At 69.9% G+C, this 15,447-nt stretch carries 14 protein-coding genes and 2 tRNA genes; 4 read left to right on the forward strand and 12 right to left on the reverse strand.

Going from position 1 to position 15,447, the window contains the following annotated elements; translation table 11 throughout:
* Positions 1–75: 75 nt before the first annotated feature.
* Positions 76–330, forward strand: coding sequence for a cell division protein CrgA (gene crgA, locus ABT034_RS03875; protein WP_351210926.1), 255 nt, complete (start codon positions 76–78; stop codon positions 328–330).
* A gap of 304 nt (positions 331–634) precedes the next feature.
* Here crgA and ABT034_RS03880 read toward each other — a convergent pair whose 3' ends face one another.
* A complete protein-coding gene (locus ABT034_RS03880; RefSeq protein ID WP_351210927.1) occupies positions 635–1,516 on the reverse strand; it encodes a rhomboid family intramembrane serine protease in 882 nt (293 codons plus the stop codon).
* 22 nt (positions 1,517–1,538) lie between these two features.
* Positions 1,539–2,066 carry a peptidylprolyl isomerase gene (locus ABT034_RS03885; protein WP_351210930.1) on the reverse strand — a complete coding sequence of 176 codons (528 nt, stop codon included), beginning with the start codon at positions 2,064–2,066 and terminating at the stop codon, positions 1,539–1,541.
* 173 nt (positions 2,067–2,239) lie between these two features.
* On the opposite strand from ABT034_RS03885, the gene ABT034_RS03890 reads away from it, so the two are divergent.
* On the forward strand, positions 2,240–2,947 hold the full coding sequence (locus ABT034_RS03890) for a DUF5324 family protein (protein ID WP_351210932.1): 708 nt from the start codon (positions 2,240–2,242) through the stop codon (positions 2,945–2,947).
* A 208-nt stretch (positions 2,948–3,155) separates the two neighbouring features.
* Here the strand turns inward: ABT034_RS03890 and ABT034_RS03895 are convergent, their stop codons facing one another.
* Both ABT034_RS03895 and ABT034_RS03900 read right to left on the reverse strand, forming a co-directional pair.
* Positions 3,156–3,539 carry a DUF6344 domain-containing protein gene (locus ABT034_RS03895; RefSeq protein ID WP_351210934.1) on the reverse strand — a complete coding sequence of 128 codons (384 nt, stop codon included), beginning with the start codon at positions 3,537–3,539 and terminating at the stop codon, positions 3,156–3,158.
* 256 nt (positions 3,540–3,795) lie between these two features.
* A tRNA-Ala gene (locus ABT034_RS03900) sits at positions 3,796–3,868 on the reverse strand.
* A gap of 129 nt (positions 3,869–3,997) precedes the next feature.
* Here ABT034_RS03900 and ABT034_RS03905 point away from each other — a divergent pair.
* A complete protein-coding gene (locus ABT034_RS03905; protein ID WP_351210936.1) occupies positions 3,998–4,546 on the forward strand; it encodes a helix-turn-helix domain-containing protein in 549 nt (182 codons plus the stop codon).
* 102 nt (positions 4,547–4,648) lie between these two features.
* Positions 4,649–6,025 (forward strand): serine/threonine-protein kinase, encoded by a 1,377-nt coding sequence (locus ABT034_RS03910; RefSeq protein WP_351210938.1) that lies wholly within the window; start codon positions 4,649–4,651, stop codon positions 6,023–6,025.
* Here the strand turns inward: ABT034_RS03910 and ABT034_RS03915 are convergent.
* The 8 genes from ABT034_RS03915 to recF all read right to left on the reverse strand — a co-directional run bounded on the left by ABT034_RS03915 (position 6,012) and on the right by recF (position 15,399).
* Positions 6,012–7,346: a hypothetical protein gene (locus ABT034_RS03915; protein ID WP_351210939.1), complete on the reverse strand. Its 1,335-nt coding sequence runs from the start codon at positions 7,344–7,346 to the stop codon at positions 6,012–6,014. The genes ABT034_RS03910 and ABT034_RS03915 overlap by 14 nt on opposite strands.
* Positions 7,347–7,450: 104 nt before the next feature.
* Entirely contained in the window at positions 7,451–7,585 is a 135-nt protein-coding gene (locus tag ABT034_RS03920) for a DLW-39 family protein (RefSeq protein ID WP_003958712.1), read from the reverse strand.
* A 158-nt stretch (positions 7,586–7,743) separates the two neighbouring features.
* Positions 7,744–7,817, reverse strand: a tRNA-Ile gene (locus ABT034_RS03925).
* 98 nt (positions 7,818–7,915) lie between these two features.
* Complete coding sequence (locus tag ABT034_RS03930) at positions 7,916–8,578, reverse strand: DUF3566 domain-containing protein (RefSeq protein ID WP_502972792.1); 663 nt, start codon at positions 8,576–8,578, stop codon at positions 7,916–7,918.
* Positions 8,579–8,582: 4 nt separating this feature from the next.
* Positions 8,583–11,243: a DNA gyrase subunit A gene (gene gyrA, locus ABT034_RS03935; protein WP_351210942.1), complete on the reverse strand. Its 2,661-nt coding sequence runs from the start codon at positions 11,241–11,243 to the stop codon at positions 8,583–8,585.
* Positions 11,244–11,284: 41 nt separating this feature from the next.
* Positions 11,285–13,312 carry a DNA topoisomerase (ATP-hydrolyzing) subunit B gene (gene gyrB, locus ABT034_RS03940; RefSeq protein WP_351210944.1) on the reverse strand — a complete coding sequence of 676 codons (2,028 nt, stop codon included), beginning with the start codon at positions 13,310–13,312 and terminating at the stop codon, positions 11,285–11,287.
* Between the two features lie 396 nt (positions 13,313–13,708).
* Positions 13,709–14,281, reverse strand: coding sequence for a DciA family protein (locus tag ABT034_RS03945; protein WP_351210946.1), 573 nt, complete (start codon positions 14,279–14,281; stop codon positions 13,709–13,711).
* Positions 14,278–15,399 (reverse strand): DNA replication/repair protein RecF, encoded by a 1,122-nt coding sequence (gene recF / locus ABT034_RS03950; RefSeq protein WP_351210948.1) that lies wholly within the window; start codon positions 15,397–15,399, stop codon positions 14,278–14,280. The genes ABT034_RS03945 and recF overlap by 4 nt, the downstream gene beginning before the upstream one ends.
* Positions 15,400–15,447 lie beyond the last annotated feature (48 nt).

Here is a 15,447-nt window from a genome sequence, read left to right on the forward strand (position 1 = left end):
TCCTCCTTCGTCACATCCCGGCGCCAGCCACAGTTCCCTGCGCGGTCACGCAGCGCATCGACAGGAGAGTCCCTCGTGCCGAAGTCACGGATCCGCAAGAAGGCCGACTTCACGCCTCCGCCCGCCAAGCAGGCCACCAGTATCAAGCTGACCAACCGCAGCTGGGTGGCGCCTGTGATGCTGGCTCTGTTCGCCATCGGTCTGGTGTGGATCGTGGTCTTCTACGTCACCGACGGTTCGATGCCGATCGAGTCGCTCCGGAACTGGAACATCGTGGTGGGCTTCGGCTTCATCGCGGCCGGCTTCGGTGTCTCCACGCAGTGGAAGTAGCGACGGCCGGACCTCCTCGGAGGCCGCTCGTCAAGCTCTGCCCTGAACTTATCCACAGCGTTGTGCACAGCACTGGATAACTTACGAAGATCTGTGGATAACTCGCACGGGGTTGACGCCGGTATGATCGGGATCACCCTCGCAAGAGCCGAGAACGCCCCTCACCTCCCTGGAGAAACACCAGGTCAGAGGTGAGGGGCGCGCTCTTTCCCCACAGAGCGGCCACGGGTCGCCACGCACTGTGGATAACTCTGGGGAAAGCTCGCAGAAGTGAGCAGTGGAGCTCTTCCACAGCTCTGTGCGCTCAGGTGAGCGCCGCCGAGCGGGCGAGTACGACCCCGACGTCGATCAGGAGCACCAGACCGCAGGCGCCGTACTGCACGAGGTCCCGGCGGGCCCGCGGCGCGTGCACGAGGGCGTACGTCACCAGGGCTCCGGCGACCAGACCGCCGACGTGGGCCTCCCAGGAGATCCCCGGACGGGTGAACGTCATGAGCAGCGACAGGGCCACGAAGAGGACCACCGGCCGCATGTCGTGGCGGCGCCGGCGGGCCAGCACCACCCAGGCGCCGATCAGCCCGTAGACGACCCCGGAGGCACCGAGCGAGGCCTGGTTCGGCGCGGCGACGAGGTAGGCGAGCGCGGAGCCGGAGAGACCGGAGAGCAGGCAGAGGGCCGCGTACCGGATCCGGCCCAGCTCGGGTTCGACGATCCCGCCGATCACCCACAGGCCCAGCACGTTGAAGAGGATGTGCCAGACCTCCTGGTGGAGGACGGTCGAGGTCAGCAGCCGGTACCACTCGCCGTCCGCGACCCCGACGACCTCGCCGGGCCGCGGGCTGAAGGCGCCGATGAGCATGAGCTCGTCGACGAGCCGGTCGCCGAAGGCGAGGACCGCGAGGTAGACGGCGAGGTTGATCCCGATGAGGACCTTGGTGACGAGCCGGTCGTCGGCCGCCACCCTGCCGCCCGCAAGCGTCCTCGGCTGGTTGGCGTCGGGCGCGTGGCCGGTCCCCGAGCCGTTGCGTACGCAGTCGGGGCACTGGAAGCCGACGGAGGCGGAGATCATGCACCGGGTGCAGATCGGCTTGTCGCAACGGGTGCAGCGGATGCCGGTCTCGGCCTCCGGGTGGCGGTAGCAGCGGGGCGGACCGGCGTGCGGGTCCGAGGAGGGTCGCGGGTCCATGGAGGTTCCGTCCCTTCCCGTCTCAGCGCTTCTCGATCACCACGGACTCGACGACCACGTCTTGGAGCGGTCGCTCGGTGTGCGGGTCGGTGGCGGTGGTCGCGATCGCGTCCACGACCTTCCGGCTCTCCTTGTCGACGACCTCGCCGAAGATGGTGTGCTTGCGGTTCAGCCAGGTCGCGGCGCCGACGGTGACGAAGAACTGCGAGCCGTTGGTGCCCGGTCCCGCGTTGGCCATGGCCAGCAGGTAGGGGCGGTCGAAGAAGAGCTCCGGGTGGAACTCGTCGGCGAACTCGTAGCCGGGACCGCCCGTGCCGTTCCCCAGCGGGTCGCCGCCCTGGATCATGAAACCCTCGATGACCCGGTGGAAGACCGTGCCGTCGTAGAGCGGGTCCGAGGAGACCGTGCCGGTCGCGGGGTGCGTCCACTCGCGCTCGCCGCCGGCGAGTTCGACGAAGTTCCGGACCGTCTTCGGCGCGTGGAACGGCATCAGCCGCACCTCGATGTCGCCCAGGCTGGTCTTGAGGATCGCGTACAGCTGCTCGGCCACGGTCGCCTTCCGTCCACGTCATGTCGCGTCATGCCACGTCTGTCGCTGGCGCCTCCGATCCTCGCATGCCCCCGTATGCCCGCCCCACATGCCGGACCTGATCCTGACGGGCATGATTCGGAAGAGGATGGATAGGTGAAAAACCGACATCGCCACCGAGGAGGAGGAATCCTGTGACCCGCATGGACAGCGTGCGCGCCGCGACAGGTTCGGCGAAGGAGAGCGTCATGCACGCCGCGGAAGTGGTGGCGCCGTACGCCGACACGGCGAGGGACCAGGCCTCGCACTACGCGCACGAGGCGCGGGCGCTGATCGCGCCGAAGGTCTCGAAGGCCGCTCACCAGGCCCGAGCGCAGGCTCGTACGCAGTACGACTCGTATGTCGCACCGCGTGTACCGCCGCGGGTCGACGCGGCCGCACACCGTGCGGCGGTCAAGACCCGCTATGCCGCCCGTCAGGCGGCCGACTACACCGTTCCGCGTGTCGAGCACGCGGTCGCCGTGACCGGTCCCGTCCTTGAGGAGGCCGGTTCGCGTTCCACCGCCGCCTGGGCCGCGCTGCGCGGTCAGGTGACGCCGAGGGAAATCCAGAAGATCGTGAAGAAGCACGAGCGTCGGGCCAGGGCCGGACGCCTCGCCAAGGGCCTCATGGTCCTGGGCGTTCTCGCCGGCGGCGCGTACGCCGCCTGGAAGTGGTGGGACAAGCAGGCCAATCCCGACTGGCTGGTCGAACCGCCCGCTCCCACCGACGTGGACGAGGGCGCCGTACTGGTGGCGTCCGTCGACGACACCGGGGAGGCCATCGAACCGGATGTGGAGGCCGACGAGGCCGCAGCCGCGGCCGAAGCCGAAGCAGCCGCCGAACGCGACGAGCGCCGCTGACCGACCGGGCACCGCTGGGATCCACCGGGTACTGCTGAGCTGGCCTTAACGGGTACTGCTGAGCTGGCCTTACCGGGTACTGCTGAGCTGGCCTTACCGGGTACTGCTGAGCTGTTCCTAGCTGTTCCTACCGGGTGCTGCTGGGCTGTTCTTGGCGGGTTCTGTACGAGTGCGGTGCGGGGAGTACGGATGATCGGCTCCCCGCGCCCTACGCCGCAGCGGCCTGCGCCAGCTCCGTCAGCGCGGCCGGCTCGTCGCTCTCGGCCCCGGCGGTCGCGCCGGTCGCGGAACGCTGACGGGTGGCGGGAGAGGAACCGTGCGCCTCGGCGGCGATGCGCTGCTTGATCGTGGGCGGCAGGGAGCGGTCCCCGGCGAGCGTCCACCGATGGGCCCTCTGCGCCGGTACGGAGGCGAGAGCGGCGCGCTCCCTGGCGACGGGAGCGGCGGCGGCGGGGCCGGCCGGCTCCTCGGGCTGCTGAACGGCGGGCTGCTGGGTCGCGGCGGCGGTGCCCGCCAGGCCGACGGAGGCGAGCAGGGCGAAGAGGACGGAGATGAAGGCGGTCCAGAACTGCTTGACCTTGGCGGTGGCCATGGCCCCTCACTTTCGTGACGTTCTCGGATGGTTCATTTCGGATTGCGCGCTTTTCGTACCTTCCTCATCATGTGGATGCGCCCCCGATTTCCGTGGACCGACGCCACCGCCGCGCAGTTCTTCCGATGAACACAACCCGTCCGGCCCAGCGGTCCCCCCTGGCAGGCGGGGACCGTGGCGTGCGCCGACGCCTCCGACCGCACGCGAAAATGCCCCCCGACACTGCGTTTCCGCAGGTCGAGGGGCATTTTTCCGGTGGAGCCTAGGGGAGTCGAACCCCTGACATCTGCCATGCAAAGACAGCGCTCTACCAACTGAGCTAAGGCCCCGGAACGAGAACAGCGTACCGGGTCACCCCCCATGTCCGGCAAAAGGATTGGGACTCCCGGTCGGCGACCACTCTCCGTAAGATGCTGACCGAGGTTCGCAGTGGCGAACCGCAGGGATGGGGAGAAGTAATGGACGCAGCGCAGCAGGAAGCCACGGCCAGAGCCAGAGAGCTTCAGCGCAGTTGGTACGGAGAGCCGCTGGGGGCGCTCTTCCGTCGGCTGATCGACGATCTCGGGCTCAATCAGGCCAGGCTCGCGGCCGTGCTCGGGCTGTCCGCGCCCATGCTGTCCCAGCTGATGAGCGGCCAGCGCGCCAAGATCGGCAACCCGGCCGTCGTCCAGCGTGTCCAGGCACTCCAGGAGCTCGCCGTGCAGGTCGCCGACGGCAGTGTCAGCGCCGCCGAGGCCACCGACCGCATGGACGAGGTGAAGAAGTCGCAGGGCGGCTCCGTCCTCACCAGCACGGGTCAGACCAGCACCGGCCCCGGCGCTCCGACCGTCCGCCGGGTGGTCCGCGAGATCCAGTCCCTGCTGCGCTCCGTAGCGGCGGCGGGCGACATCATCGACGCGGCCGACTCCCTCGCCCCTGCCCACCCCGAACTGGCAGAGTTCCTCCGGGTGTACGGCGCCGGGCGCACCGCGGACGCGGTCGCCCACTACGAGTCGCACCAGAACTGACGCGGGCGGCAGCCGGCCGGCATCGCCGAGACGAAGCCGCCGAAGCCGACCCGGCAGACGCAGCGCACGAAGCAGACGAGGCAACGGGAGCGACGCGGCACGATGGGTGAGGTCTTCGCTGGTCGGTACGAGCTGGTCGACCCGATCGGACGGGGCGGGGCGGGCGCGGTATGGCGTGCCTGGGACCACCGTCGCCGCCGCTATGTGGCGGCCAAGGTGCTTCTGCAGAGCGACGCGCACACCCTGCTCCGCTTCGTCCGCGAGCAGGCGCTGCGGATCGACCATCCGCACGTCCTCGCCCCGGCCAGCTGGGCCGCCGACGACGACAAGGTCCTGTTCACCATGGACCTGGTCGCCGGCGGCTCCCTGGCCCACGTCATCGGCGACTACGGCCCGCTGCCGCCCCTGTTCGTCTGCACCCTGCTGGACCAGCTGCTCTCGGGCCTGGCGACGGTGCACGCCGAGGGGGTCGTCCACCGGGACATCAAGCCCGCCAACATCCTGATGGACGTCACCGGCACCGGCCGGCCGCATCTGCGGCTCTCCGACTTCGGCATCTCCATGCGCAAGGGCGAGCCGCGCCTCACCGAGACCAACTACGTCGTGGGCACGCCCGGGTATTTCGCGCCCGAGCAGCTCCTCGGCGCCGAGCCGGACTTCACCGCCGACCTCTTCGCCGTCGGCCTGGTCGCCCTCTATCTGCTCCAGGGTCGCAAGCCGGACTCCCAGGCGCTGGTCGAGCACTTCCTCACGCACGGCACTCCCCGTGCCCTCGAGGGCATCCCGGAGCCCCTGTGGCAGGTGCTCGCGGGGCTGCTCCAGCCCGATCCGCAGGCCCGCTTCCGGACGGCCACGGGGGCGCGCAAGGCGCTGTCCGCCGCCGTGGAGATGCTTCCCGATCCGCCCGCCGACGAGCAGCCCGTGGAGATCTTCGACCAGCTCGGCCCCCTGCCGTCCGGCTTCGACCTCCAGGGCCCCACGGGCCGCTCCGGGACCGCCGACGGCACCGCAGCTCCCGCCACGCCCCCAGGGGCCGTGGGGGACGCCTCCGCCGCCCCCGAGGCCGTACGGACGCCCGCTCCCGCCCCCGAACCGCCCCAGCAGCCCCCACAGCCCCAGTACCAGCCCCCGCACCACCCCCAGCACCCGTACCAGTCGCCGTACCAGCCCCAGCACGCGGCCGCGCCCCTCGCCGCCCCGCTGCCCGGCCCCTCCGCGACGGGCAGCTTTCACCTGCCCCCTCCGGTCACGCACCCGACCCCCTCCTTCGAACGGGCCCCCACGGCCGCATCGCCGTACGGACAAGCCCCTACTCATCCATACACCGCTCGACCCGATCAGGTTCCCGGGCACCGCACCGCACCCGCGCCGCACACCCCCGCACGCCGACCGGGACCGCCCCCGAAGGTGACGATCCCGGTCCTCCTGCTCGCGCTGGCATGCTTCGCGGTCGGCTTCTGGGCCCTCACCCAGACCTGAGCCGCGCCACCACCGTCCACGCGCCGAGCCCGAGCAGCAGCGCCGAGCCGCCGCCGATGCCGGCCATCGCGACGACGCGCATCGAGTCGTTCCGCTCCGCCGCACGCGCCCCCGTGGCGCCGTTCGCGGCCGCCTCCTTGTCGTCGGCGGTCACCGTGAACGGCCCGGGGTCCCCGTCGTACCCGGGACCCGCCTTGGCGCCGCCGCGCAGGGACACCCGCAGCGTCAGCGGAACCGCCCCGGCCCCGTACTCCTTCGCGACCGCCGGGCTGAGCGTGGCCGACAGGTAGTACCAGCCGGCGAACCGCATGCCGCTGGTCGCGTCCTGGTACGAGGTGCGGTTCTCGTGGGCCACCGGCCGCAGCGCGTCGAGCGCGAGCGTCGAGGGCTTCCCGTCGTAGCTGGCGGTGTTCTTGTCGACGTGCCCGAGCGCCGGGTTCTCGAGGGAGAGGACCAGGGCGTTGCCGATGTACTCGTCGCCCGCGGCGCTGCTGCCGAGTTCGGCGCTGGCGAAGAGCTGCTGCCCCCAGTCGACGGGGACCCGGTAGAAGAGCGTCTGTCCCGGCCGGATGTCGGACCGCCACTCGCCCTGCTCCAGTGAGGCGGCGTCGTGGATGCCGGAGCCGCCCTGCCGCTTCCTCGAACCGCCCGTGGGGGGCGCGGGCGTGCCGGAGGCCCAGACCTCGGGGAGCTCGGTCGGCCCGGCCTTCTTGAGGCCGGGCTCGGAGGCGTACCGGATCTCGAGGTCCCAGTCGTCCGGGCTGGAGGTCGCCTTCGACTCCCGCTCGACCAGCACGTAGTAGGCGCCCGGGCGCTGGCAGGTGGAGCTGTCCGCGTCGACGATGCGGCGGGCGTACGCGGCGAGCGGCCGGGTGTACTCGGCCGACGAGAAGTCCACCTTCTGGTAGCCGCACTCGGTGCCGGAGCTGTCCTGCATGCTGATCTTGACGCCGTCGCCGTAGTCGACCTTGCCACCGGGCTTCGGGACGGCGACGACGGAGACGTACGCGTTCCGCTTGTCGTCGAGGTCGACGCGGTAGTAGACCTTGCCGTCCTTCGCGAGCTTGTCGCGGTAGGTCTGCCCGGTCTTCAGCGGCACCGCGTCGCCGCTCGAAGCCGCTCCCTGGACCTGCTGGGCCGCGCTGTCGAAGGTGTACGGCGGAAGCCCGCCCCCGTCGGCGTCCCCGTCGACGCCCTGGGCCGCGAGCGCCTGGCCGGGCAGCGCCGCCACCGCTCCGATCGCCGCCACCGCCACTCCCATGGGTGCGGCGGCCGTGATCAGGGCCCCCGCCCTCCGGCCGATGCCGGCCTGCGTCCTCACCCGCTGCTCCTCTTCACTCAAGCAAGTCGACAATTCGCTCAGGCAAAGCAAAGCCCCGGCCCGCTCACGCGCGGCCGGGGCTTCACCCACAGACGGTCTTCGTCTCAGACACCCGAACCTGCGGGCACGGAGTCGGTCGCCTCCGTCCACAGATCCTGCTCGGCGCGATCCGCCTGGATCTGGCGGTACACGAGGAGTCCGCCGATGGCGGCCAGTGCGACCAGGAGCAGCTTCTTCACCGCGCGACCTCGTCTTTCGTTGACGTAGGAGACTTCTGACGCCCACTCTACACATCGACCGATACCAATCGGTGATCTGTACGAGCTTCAAACCTCCCCCGGCCACGGGAAAAACAAATCGACCCGGACGGAGTAACCGTCCGGGTCGATCGATACTGTGGGGCTAACAGGATTTGAACCTGTGGCCTCATCCTTATCAGGGATGCGCTCTAACCAACTGAGCTATAGCCCCGCCGCGCTGTGCGGTGTGTGTCCCGCGCGCTGACTCCTGAAGATTAGCGCACGTGGGGGCCAGTCCCAAAATCCGTTCCCGGACCGGCCCCACGCGTCCTACTCGTCCTCGGCGAGCGTCAGCTCCACACCGCCCACGAAGCCTGCCGACAGGTTGTAGATGAACGCGCCCAGGGTCGCCAGGGCGGTCATCAGGACCACGTCGATCACGGCGATCACCGAGGTGAACATCAGCACCCGCGGCAGCGACAGGAACGACTGCAGGTCGAAGCCGTTGGACTCGTTCGAGCCCGTGGCCTCGCTGATCGTGCCGCCGACCGTCGAGAAGACGCCCATGGCGTCCATGACCATCCACAGCACCGCCGCGGCGACGACCGTGCAGATGCCCAGTGCGATGGAGAGCAGGAAGCTCACCTTCATCACCGACCACGGATCGGCCTTGGCCACCCGCAGCCGCGCCTTGCGCGTCCGGGGCGTCGTACGCGCGCCCGTACGAGGCCGGCGCACAGCCCCGGCCGCCGCCTGACCGCCCGGCGCCGGAGCGCCGTACGCCTGCGGCGGGTGGTACGGGCCGCCCTGCTGCTGCGCGCCCGCGCGTTCGCCGGGCAGCGGCCCGCTGTAGTTGTCGTACGAGGGCTGCTGCCCCCGAGTGTCCGTCACCGCAACCCCCTGGGAGTCCGTGGCGGGGCCACGGGCGCCGTTCGCTCCAGCACCAGCAGAAGCTCCGGCGGCCGCCGATCCGGCGCCCGTGGCTCCACTCACGCTCTTACTCCTCGTGCTCCCCGGCCGAGGGCTCCGTGCCCTCGGCTGCCTCGGTCTCGACCACGTCGGTCGCGACCACGCCGGTCCCGTCCACCGCGGCCTCGGACGCCTCCACGGCGCCCTCGGTGTCGATGGCGTCGATGGCGTCGTCGGCGTCCTCGACGTCCTCGTCGCTGCCGGCCTCGGCGTTCCGTGCGATGCCGACGACGGCATCGCGCTTGCCCAGGTTGATCAGCTGGACGCCCATGGTGTCACGGCCGGTCTCCCTGACTTCGTTGACTCGCGTACGAATCACACCGCCGGACAGCGTGATGGCGAGGATCTCGTCCGTCCCCTCGACCACCAGCGCGCCCACGAGCGAGCCACGGTCCTCCACGATCTTGGCGGCCTTGATACCGAGGCCGCCACGGCCCTGGACGCGGTACTCGTCGACGGGGGTGCGCTTCGCGTACCCGCCGTCGGTCGCGGTGAAGACGAACGTACCGGGCCGGACGACATTCATCGAGAGCAGCTCGTCGTCCGCGCGGAAACTCATCCCCTTGACGCCCGAAGTGGCGCGTCCCATCGGACGCAGCGCGTCGTCCGTGGCGGTGAAGCGGATCGACTGCGCCTTCTTGCTGATGAGCAGCAGATCGTCCTCGGCCGAGACCAGTTCCGCCCCGATCAGCTCGTCGTCGCTGCCGTCCTCCGTCTCCCGGAGGTTGATGGCGATGACACCGCCCGAACGCGGCGAGTCGTAGTCCTTCAGCGCGGTCTTCTTGACCAGACCGGCCTTGGTGGCGAGCACCAGGTAGGGCGCGGCCTCGTAGTCGCGGATCGCCAGGATCTGGGCGATCTGCTCGTCCGGCTGGAAGGCGAGCAGGTTGGCCACGTGCTGGCCGCGCGCGTCCCGTCCTGCGTCGGGCAGCTCGTACGCCTTCACCCGGTAGACCCGGCCCTTGTTGGTGAAGAAGAGCAGCCAGTGGTGGGTCGTGGAGACGAAGAAGTGGTCGACGATGTCGTCCTGCTTCAGCTTCGTGCCGCGCACGCCCTTGCCGCCGCGCTTCTGCGAACGGTAGTCCTCGGTCTTCGTCCGCTTGACGTAGCCACCGCGCGAGATGGTGACGACGATGTCCTCCTCGGCGATCAGGTCCTCGATGGACATGTCACCGTCGAAGGGCACGAGCTTGGAGCGGCGGTCGTCGCCGAACTTCTCGACGAGCGCGGCCAGCTCCTCGCTGACGATCGAGCGCTGGCGCTCCGGCGAGGCCAGGATCGCGTTGTACTCGTTGATCTTCGCCTGGAGTTCGTCGTGCTCGGCGACGATCTTCTGGCGCTCCAGAGCGGCGAGCCGGCGGAGCTGCATCTCCAGGATCGCGTTGGCCTGGATCTCGTCGATCTGGAGGAGGTCCATCAGGCCGCCGCGCGCGACCTCGACCGTGTCGCTGCGCCGGATGAGCGCGATGACCTCGTCGATCGCGTCGAGCGCCTTGAGCAGACCGCGCAGGATGTGGGCGCGCTCCTCGGCCTTCCGCAGCCGGAACTTCGTCCGGCGGACGATGACCTCGATCTGGTGCGTCACCCAGTGGCGGATGAACGCGTCGAGCGAGAGGGTGCGCGGCACGCCGTCGACGAGCGCCAGCATGTTCGCGCCGAAGTTCGTCTGGAGGTCGGTGTGCTTGTAGAGGTTGTTCAGGACGACCTTGGCGACGGCGTCGCGCTTGAGCACGATGACGAGGCGCTGGCCGGTGCGGGACGAGGTCTCGTCGCGGACGTCGGCGATGCCGCCGACCTTGCCGTCCTTCACCAGGTCGGCGATCTTCTGCGCGAGGTTGTCGGGGTTGGTCTGGTACGGCAGTTCCGTGACCACCAGGCACTGGCGGTTGTGGATCTCCTCCACCTCGACGACCGCGCGCATCGTGATCGAGCCACGGCCGGTGCGGTACGCCTCCTCGATGCCCTTGCGGCCGACGACGAGCGCGCCGGTCGGGAAGTCCGGGCCCTTGATCCGCTCGATCAGCGCGTCGAGGAGCTCCTCGTGGGTGGCCTCGGGGTGTTCGAGGGCCCACTGGGCGCCGGCGGCGACCTCGCGCAGGTTGTGCGGCGGGATGTTGGTCGCCATGCCGACCGCGATGCCGGCGCTGCCGTTGATCAGCAGGTTCGGGAAGCGGGACGGCAGGACCGTCGGCTCCTGGTTGCGGCCGTCGTAGTTGTCCTGGAAGTCGACGGTCTCCTCGTCGATGTCCCGGAGCATCTCCATCGACAGCGTCATGAGCTTGCACTCGGTGTACCGCATGGCGGCGGCCGGGTCGTTGCCCGGGGAACCGAAGTTGCCGTTGGAGTCGACGAGCGGCATCCGCATCGACCAGGGCTGGGCGAGGCGGACGAGCGCGTCGTAGATCGAGGAGTCGCCGTGCGGGTGGTACGTACCCATGACGTCACCGACGACGCGGGCGCACTTGTAGAAGCCCTTCTCGGGCCGGTAGCCGCCGTCGTACATCGCGTACAGCACGCGCCGGTGGACGGGCTTGAGGCCGTCCCGTACGTCGGGCAGCGCGCGGGACACGATGACGGACATCGCGTAGTCGAGGTACGAGCGCTGCATCTCGGTCTCGAGCCCGACGGGCTCGATCCGCAGCACGGGCTCCTGCTCTTCGGTGGTGCCGGAGGTGTTTTCGTCGGCCATTGCTGGTCGTCAGTCCTTTCGTACGGTCAGCTGAGACCGACTCAGATGTCGAGGAAGCGAACGTCCTTGGCGTTGCGCTGGATGAACGAGCGGCGTGCCTCGACGTCCTCGCCCATCAGCACCGAGAACAGGTCGTCGGCCTGCGCGGCGTCGTCCAGGGTGACCTGGCCGAGTACGCGGTGCTCGACGTCCATGGTGGTGACGCGCAACTCCTCGGCATTCATCTCACCGAGACCCTTGAAGCGCTGGATCGAGTCTTCCTTGATCCGCTTGCCGCTCTGCTTGCCCAGCTCGACGAGCGCGTCCCGCTCCCGGTCCGAATACGCGTACTCGAAGTCGTCCCGGCCCCACTTGATCTTGTAGAGCGGGGGGCGGGAGAGGTAGACGTGGCCGGCCTCGACCAGCGGCCGCATGAAGCGGAAGAGGAAGGTCAGCAGCAGGGTGTTGATGTGCTGGCCGTCGACGTCGGCGTCCGCCATCAGGATGATCTTGTGATAGCGGAGCTTCTCGATGTCGAAGTCCTCGTGGACCCCGGTGCCGAACGCCGAGATCAGCGCCTGGACCTCGGTGTTCTGCAGGATCTTGTCGATCCTGGCCTTCTCGACGTTCAGGATCTTGCCGCGGATCGGCAGGATGGCCTGGTACATCGGGTTGCGGCCGGACTTGGCCGAGCCGCCGGCGGAGTCACCCTCGACGATGAAGATCTCGCACTTGGCCGGGTCGTTCGACTGGCAGTCGGACAGCTTGCCCGGCAGCGACGCCGACTCCAGGAGACCCTTGCGGCGGGTCAGGTCGCGCGCCTTGCGGGCGGCCACGCGCGCGGTGGCGGCCTGGATCGACTTCCGGATGATGTCCGCGGCCTCGACCGGATTGCGGTCGAGCCAGTCGTTGAGGTGCTCGTAGACCGCCTTCTGGACGAAGGTCTTCGCCTCCGTGTTGCCCAGCTTGGTCTTGGTCTGGCCCTCGAACTGGGGCTCGCTCAGCTTGACCGAGATGATCGCGGTCAGACCCTCGCGGATGTCGTCGCCCGTGAGGTTGTCGTCCTTCTCGCGGAGCAGCTTCTTGTCGCGCGCGTACTTGTTGATCAGCGAGGTCAGCGCCGCACGGAAGCCCTCCTCGTGCGTGCCGCCCTCGTGGGTGTGGATGATGTTGGCGAAGGAGTACACGCCCTCGCTGTAGCCGCTGTTCCACTGCATCGCGACCTCGAGGGACAGCGCCTTGTCCTTGTCCTCCGCCTCCAGGTCGATCACGGTGGGGTGGATCAGCTCGCCCTTGCGCGAGTTGAGGTACTTCACGAAGTCGACGATGCCGCCCTCGTAGTGGTACTCCACCGTGCGCGCGGTGGGCTCCGCGGCCTCCGCCTCCGGGTCGTCCGCGCCGACCGTGGCCTTCGCCGACTCGCGCTCGTCCGTGAGCGTCAGGGTGAGGCCCTTGTTGAGGAAGGCCATCTCCTGGAAGCGGCGCGCGAGCGTCTCGAAGGAGTACTCGGTGGTCTCGAAGATGTCCGGGTCGGCCCAGAAGGTGACCGAGGTGCCGGTCTCGTCGGTCGCCTCGTGCTGGGCGAGCGGCGCCGTCGGGACGCCCATCTTGTAGTCCTGCGTCCAGCGGTGGCCGTCCGTCTTGATCTCGACGGAGATCTTGGTGGACAGGGCGTTCACGACGGAGACGCCGACACCGTGCAGACCGCCGGAGACGGCGTAGCCGCCGCCGCCGAACTTGCCGCCCGCGTGCAGCACGGTCAGCACGACCTCGACGGCCGGCTTGCCCTCGGAGGCCACGATGCCCACCGGGATGCCGCGGCCGTTGTCGACGACGCGCACGGCGCCGTCGGCCAGGATCGTCACGTCGATGGTGTCCGCGTGGCCTGCGAGGGCCTCGTCGACGGAGTTGTCGACGACCTCCTGCACCATGTGGTGAAGACCGCGCTCGCCGGTCGAGCCGATGTACATGCCGGGGCGCTTGCGCACGGCATCCAGGCCTTCGAGGACCTGGATGTTGCTGGCGGTGTACTGGTTGTTCTCGTTGGGGTTGCCGGAATCGGCCACGAAGCGCCCTTTCTGGCACAGCACAGGCCGTTCTCCGGGCATACGGGAGCGGCTGCGTCGTTCGACATGTTCCGCAGGGTGGCGGGATTGTCTCCCAGTCTACCGGTAGCGCCGACACTCATGGGGGTTTGCCGGTCCCTGAGTCCGCATGTGCCGCCCTGAGCGGGAGCGAGACGACTCCCCATATCCGGACAGGGGCTCCAGAGCCCTCTGACGGCCACCCAGCGCTTCGACCCGTAGCGCGTTGTGGGCATGGGGTGAGCGACGGGACGGGCGCTCCGCCGCACCGTGTTGTGGGCATACGTTCCGCAGGGCGTGGGGGTCCCCCCGGACGGAGTCTGGGGGAGGGTGGGCACGACACCCACGCGCGCGGCGCCCTTCCGCCCGCACCCGCGCCCCCAGGACCTGTCCGCCCGGCGGCTACCCGTACGTGTCCCCGGGCCCCACGCTGCCCGGCGCCCGCAACGGCCCGTACCCCCGCCGCGGCCCCCCCGGCCCCAGCACCTTGATCACCCGCACCGTCCCGTGCCCGAGGTCCTCGTTGAGGCGGGCGACGAGCTTGGGCGCGAGCAGCCGCAGCTGCGTCGCCCACGCCGTGGAGTCGCACTGCACGGTCAGCACCCGCGCGTCCGGCTCGTCGTCGAACTTCAGCGGTACGCAGTGCTTCGCCAGGTCCTCGCCGACGATCTGCGGCCAGCGGCCCATGACCCCGCCGACGGCCGCCGGCGTCTCCCAGCCCCGCTCGGTGATCAGCCGGTTGATCGCCGCCCCGAGCGCCATCGGGTCGCGTCCGTCGGCGCGCGCGCCGGAGCGCAGGCCGCCTCCGCGCCGGGCCTGCTTCTTCTGCTGCGCGGCCGCGCCCTTGGCCCTCGCCTGTTCCTTGGCCGCGCGCAGCGCGACCCGCGCGAGATCGACACCGGAGGCTTCGGGAACGGAAGGCGCCGGCGGAACCGCAGACGTATCCACAGCCTGTGGAAGCTTTTCCTCGCTCATACCCGCTCCACCGTCCCGCCGGCCACCTCGTACCGCGCCCCCGCGAGGACCCCCGGCACGTCGTCGTCCACGGCCGCCGTCACGAGGACCTGCTCGCCGCCCGCCACCAGCTCCGCGAGCCGCTCGCGCCGGCGCGCGTCCAGCTCGGCGAAGACGTCGTCGAGGACGAGGACCGGCTCGTTGCCCTCGGACCGCAGCAGGTCGTACGAGGCGAGCCGCAGCGCGAGCGCGTACGACCAGGACTCGCCGTGGCTGGCGTACCCCTTGGCCGGCAGCTCACCGAGCTTGAGCAGCAGTTCGTCGCGGTGCGGTCCGACCAGCGTGACGCCCCGCTCGATCTCCTGCTTGCGTACGTCGGTGAGCGCGGCGAGCAGCTGTCCGTACAGCTCCTCGCGGGTGTGGCCGGCGCCGGGCGCGGACGGGCGGTACTCCAGCAGAATCGGTCCACCACCGGGCGCCAGCTGGTCGTACGCCTTGTCCGCGAGCGGCTGCAGTACGGCGATCAGATCCAGCCGCTGGGCCAGCAGCTCGGCTCCGGCCCGCGCCAGGTGCTGGTCCCAGACCTCCAGCGTGGAGAGGTCCATCCCGCGGCCGCCGTGCCGCCGGGCCATCGCGGCCGACTTGAGGAGCGTGTTGCGCTGCTTGAGCACCCGGTCGTAGTCGGAGCGCACGCCCGCCATGCGCGGCGTGCGCGCCGTGATCAGCTCGTCCAGGAAGCGCCTGCGCTCGCCCGGATCGCCCTTGACCAGGGCGAGGTCCTCCGGCGCGAACAGTACGGTCCGTACGATTCCGAGCACGTCACGCGGTCTGACCTGCGAGGACCTGTTGATACGGGCACGGTTGGCCCGGCCGGGGTTGAGTTCGAGCTCGATCAGCTGGGAGCGCTCGCCCTGGGTGACGGCGGCGCGGACGATCGCGCGCTCCGCCCCCATCCGGACGAGCGGGGCGTCGGAGGCGACGCGGTGGCTGGAGAGGGTCGCGAGATAGCCGACGGCCTCGACCAGATTGGTCTTGCCCTGGCCGTTGGCGCCCACGAAAGCGGTGACGCCCGGGTCGAGCGGGACCTCGACCCGGGCGTAGGAGCGGAAGTCGGCCAGCGACAGATGCGTGACGTGCATAGTTGGGCGCCGACCTTCTTCCCCCGGCGGCTGTGCACCGCGGGGCAC

Source organism: Streptomyces sp. NPDC002773, assembly GCF_040295605.1.
Classification (GTDB): domain Bacteria; phylum Actinomycetota; class Actinomycetes; order Streptomycetales; family Streptomycetaceae; genus Streptomyces.

Bases quoted from the DNA above. Each gene is read 5' to 3' on its own strand.
- ABT034_RS03880 (WP_351210927.1), bottom strand. From the start codon at position 1,516: ATGGACCCGCGACCCTCCTCGGACCCGCACGCCGGTCCGCCCCGCTGC.
- ABT034_RS03895 (WP_351210934.1), bottom strand. From the start codon at position 3,539: ATGGCCACCGCCAAGGTCAAGCAGTTCTGGACCGCCTTCATCTCCGTC.
- ABT034_RS03905 (WP_351210936.1), top strand. From the start codon at position 3,998: ATGGACGCAGCGCAGCAGGAAGCCACGGCCAGAGCCAGAGAGCTTCAG.
- ABT034_RS03910 (WP_351210938.1), top strand. From the start codon at position 4,649: ATGGGTGAGGTCTTCGCTGGTCGGTACGAGCTGGTCGACCCGATCGGA.
- gyrA (WP_351210942.1), bottom strand. From the start codon at position 11,243: ATGGCCGACGAAAACACCTCCGGCACCACCGAAGAGCAGGAGCCCGTG.
- ABT034_RS03945 (WP_351210946.1), bottom strand. From the start codon at position 14,281: ATGAGCGAGGAAAAGCTTCCACAGGCTGTGGATACGTCTGCGGTTCCG.
- recF (WP_351210948.1), bottom strand. From the start codon at position 15,399: ATGCACGTCACGCATCTGTCGCTGGCCGACTTCCGCTCCTACGCCCGG.